This window comes from Brunnivagina elsteri CCALA 953 (assembly GCF_002289455.1).
In the GTDB taxonomy this organism is placed as follows: Bacteria; Cyanobacteriota; Cyanobacteriia; order Cyanobacteriales; family Nostocaceae; genus Brunnivagina; species Brunnivagina elsteri.
Genome location: NZ_NTFS01000527.1, coordinates 1 through 3,782, shown reverse-complemented (window position 1 = coordinate 3,782; position 3,782 = coordinate 1). Strand labels below are relative to the sequence as shown.

The following is a 3,782-nucleotide window of genomic DNA, read 5'->3' as shown; positions in this document are numbered from 1 at the left end:
GGCGATTGAAGCGAAGGAACGGTTAGAAATCCAGCCAGAAACCCAAACTTTGGCAACAATTACTTATCAAAATCTATTTTTATTATACCCTAAGTTAGGTGGAATGACGGGTACAGCGAAAACAGAAGAAGCTGAATTTGAGAAAATTTACAAATTGGAAGTGACGATAATTCCTACCAACCGCACCAGGTTGCGGAAAGATTTATCGGATATGGTGTTTAAAACCGAAGCTGGAAAATGGCGTGCGATCGCAAAAGAATGTGCGGAGATGCACGAATTTGGTAGACCTGTATTGGTGGGTACTACCAGCGTCGAAAAATCTGAGTATCTGAGTCAGTTACTCAAAGAAATCGAAATCCCCCACGAGTTGCTGAATGCTCGTCCCGAAAATGTGGAACGGGAAGCGGAAATCGTCGCTCAAGCTGGAAGGGGTGGGGCTGTAACAATTGCGACTAACATGGCTGGTCGAGGAACGGACATTATCTTGGGTGGTAATGCCGACTATATGGCAAGGTTGAAGGTACGGGAGTACTTTATGCCCCGAATTGTTCAGCCGGAAGACGAAGACGAATTCGGGGTACAGCGTGCTTCTGGGTTGCCGAGTAGTGGCAGTGGTGGAGGACAAGGATTTGTTCCCGGTAAGAAGCTGAAAAGTTGGCGGGTTGCTCCGGAGATTTTTCCTACACTGATTACTTCAGAAACGGAGACGCAATTAAAACAAGCGGTGGAATCTGCTGTGCGTGAGTATGGGGAACGCAGTATGCCAGAACTCGAAGCGGAGGAAAGGATTGCGATCGCTGTCGAGAAAGCGCCAACCGATGACCCAATAATTCAGCGTTTGCGGGATGCTTACAACAAGATTAAGCACGAGTACGAAGGATTTACTAAGACAGAACACGATCGCGTCGTCGAGAAAGGTGGATTACATGTAATTGGTACCGAACGTCACGAATCCCGTCGGATTGATAACCAGTTACGGGGACGTGCTGGAAGACAAGGTGATCCTGGAACAACTCGCTTCTTCCTCAGTTTAGAGGATAACCTGATGCGGATTTTCGGAGGCGATCGCGTTGCGGGGTTAATGAATGCTTTCCAAGTTGAGGAAGATATGCCGATTGAGTCGGGGATGTTAACTCGTAGTTTGGAAGGGGCACAGAAGAAGGTTGAAACCTACTACTATGACATTCGGAAGCAGGTATTTGAGTACGATGAGGTGATGAATAATCAGCGTCGAGCGATTTATGCTGAACGTCGTCGGGTTTTGGAAGGGCAAGATTTGAAGGAACAGGTAATTAAATACGCAGAAAAGACGATGGATGACATCGTTGATTTTTACATCAATACTGATTTGCCTTCGGAAGAATGGGAACTCGATAAGTTGGTGGAAAAAGTTAAGGAATTTGTTTACCTGCTAGCAGATTTGCAATCGGAACAGTTGGTGGATATGTCGGTGAATGAAATTAAGGCATTTCTACACGAACAGGTACGTATTGCCTATGACATGAAGGAAGCGCAAATTGACCAAATCCAGCCCGGTTTAATGCGTCAAGCCGAACGTTTCTTTATTTTACAGCGTATTGATACACTATGGCGGGAACATTTGCAAGCGATGGATGCTTTACGGGAGTCTGTAGGTTTGCGCGGTTATGGGCAGAAAGACCCGTTAATTGAGTATAAGAGTGAGGGTTACGAGTTGTTTTTGGATATGATGACCAATATTCGTCGGGATGTTGTTTATTCGTTGTTCATGTTCCAACCACAAGCTCAACCTGCGATGCAAACTTCATCCGAGATGGTGTAGGTATTTTGGCATAGGTATACCCAGAAATAAATTATCCCACATTGTTGTAGGGGTGGGGTTTCCCCACCCTTGTCAAGGATATAATCAATCGAATCGGATAATTAACGGTAGATTGCAAGTAAATTAAGTACAGACAAATAGGCGATCGCATATTCCCTAGAATCCCTAATTGTGTAGAATATAGATTACGACTAACCATTATTCAGGCAGGCTTTCCCATGTTAGCCAACTCACCCACATATCAAATCATCTGGGAAAAGTTACCGGATGATTTTGTTTTAGATGACGAACCTGTGGATAATATCAATCAACCTCCCCTTGCAGCTGCCTTAACTGAAAGTCTAGAACTTGCCGGAAAGTTACCAATTAATGCCTTAGCTACAACAAATTACGGCATTTGTGCCACTTTAAATCAGAAAATTGTCATCAAAGCACCCGATTGGGGATATGTCCCATCAATTCGGGTTCCACGAGATGAGGTTACTCGCAGTTATACCCCCCAACTACAAGGGGATATTCCTGCTATTGTCATGGAATTTATTTCTGATACTGAAGGTACAGAATATTCCAGCAAACCAACTTATCCCCCAGGAAAATGGTTCTTCTATGAACAGATTCTCAAAGTTCCCAACTATGCAATTTTTGAACCGAGTAATGGAACATTAGAAGTTTATAAATTAGACGATTTAGGTCACTACGAACTGCAAACCCCCGATACAGATAACCGTTATGGGATTTCCCAGATGAACCTATTCTTGGGTGTGTGGGAAGGGATGCGAGAAAATCGTAATAGTTTTTGGTTACGATGGTGGGATGAAAATGGAGAATTACTACTTTGGGGTTCGGAAGTAGCAATACAGGAACGTCAACGTACTGAAGCTGAAAGACAACGTGCTGAAACTGAAAAGCAACGTGCTGAAACTGAAAAGCAACGTGCTGAAACGGAGAAGCAACGTGCTAAAAGACTAGCACAACAACTAAGGGCTGCTGGTATCGAACCTGAAGTATAGATGTTTTATCCTACTCCATATCATTATTCTCGTAGCGAAATATTAGTGATGATTTCCAATCAAACGCGATCGCTTGCTATACTTTAAACGGCTAATAATTTAACTTTTACCATGAACGCAACAATGCAAATATTCTCCGCGTTTAAAGCTAAACTCCAAGCTGTTTTGAGTATAATTAGGGTCTGCTGAAAAACTCCACAAAGGGAATCCAGATGCCACACAGCTTGAATAATGGTGGTTTTGGAGGTCAAATCCAAAATTCACCCCGCGATTTTCCGCCAAAGTGCATGGATTTTGAGCCTTTAAATCCCATAACCTTGCACTTGTTTACCTTCAAAATGGTTAAAACTCATATTTGGCAAAGGTTATAGCTTTATTCAGCAAGCCCTAATTACAGCATTCCCAATCAAACGCGATACGCTTTTAGCGTTAAGCTTTGCTTATCGCAAACCGATACCTAAAATCCGAGCTACCCAATACCGCAGATTTTTTCCTTATAGTTTTATAGTTTTTGTTAATAGCTGTATTGGGGATAATAAAGATGATAGATTCAATTTTGGTGTTGATTATGAGGGGGCTGGGAAATTATAGCGTGCGATCGCATTCATAGCACTGGAGAGGGATTCTATATTAGGTCAAATCTTAAACCGTTTGTAGTATGATAAGTCTATGGGATGAGCGATCGCACAATGGGAACTACCCCGGTTAGTTTACTCAGTTTCTGGGGAACGAAATCTGAATCTTTGGCATTATTGATTTGGGATAGGTAGCAATCGATGACGGCAATTAAGAAGCCTTTGATTGCATCTTTTCGATTATTTTTAACTAAGTCATCGGCTGTTTTTAGAAATCCTGAACGCCATTTATTATCATTGTTTTCATACATTTCAACTATATAGAACCCATTTGGTATCTTTTATAATGTAGAAAAATCAAACTAAGAGATGAGGTAAATGTACTCAAGTAGCTTA

4 protein-coding genes are annotated in these 3,782 nt (G+C 42.2%); 3 read left to right on the top strand and 1 reads right to left on the bottom strand.

The genetic code is table 11. The features are described from left to right. From CK510_RS27720 to CK510_RS33065, 3 genes are all read left to right on the top strand, one after another. Positions 1-1,801: preprotein translocase subunit SecA (locus CK510_RS27720; RefSeq protein WP_444876504.1), on the top strand; the 1,801-nt coding region annotated here is incomplete at its 5' end. 218 nt (positions 1,802-2,019) lie between these two features. Beyond that, positions 2,020-2,811, top strand: coding sequence for a Uma2 family endonuclease (locus tag CK510_RS27715; protein ID WP_095724717.1), 792 nt, complete (start codon positions 2,020-2,022; stop codon positions 2,809-2,811). A 212-nt stretch (positions 2,812-3,023) separates the two neighbouring features. Further along, positions 3,024-3,182: a hypothetical protein gene (locus CK510_RS33065; RefSeq protein ID WP_211293056.1), complete on the top strand. Its 159-nt coding sequence runs from the start codon at positions 3,024-3,026 to the stop codon at positions 3,180-3,182. 296 nt (positions 3,183-3,478) lie between these two features. Here the strand turns inward: CK510_RS33065 and CK510_RS27710 are convergent, their stop codons facing one another. Further along, positions 3,479-3,697 carry a hypothetical protein gene (locus CK510_RS27710; RefSeq protein WP_211293326.1) on the bottom strand — a complete coding sequence of 73 codons (219 nt, stop codon included), beginning with the start codon at positions 3,695-3,697 and terminating at the stop codon, positions 3,479-3,481. Between the last annotated feature and the right edge of the window lie 85 nt (positions 3,698-3,782).

Excerpts from the sequence above, each read along its gene's own strand:
- CK510_RS27715 (WP_095724717.1), top strand. The coding sequence starts at position 2,020 with ATGTTAGCCAACTCACCCACATATCAAATCATCTGGGAAAAGTTACCG.
- CK510_RS33065 (WP_211293056.1), top strand. The coding sequence starts at position 3,024 with ATGCCACACAGCTTGAATAATGGTGGTTTTGGAGGTCAAATCCAAAAT.
- CK510_RS27710 (WP_211293326.1), bottom strand. The coding sequence starts at position 3,697 with ATGTATGAAAACAATGATAATAAATGGCGTTCAGGATTTCTAAAAACA.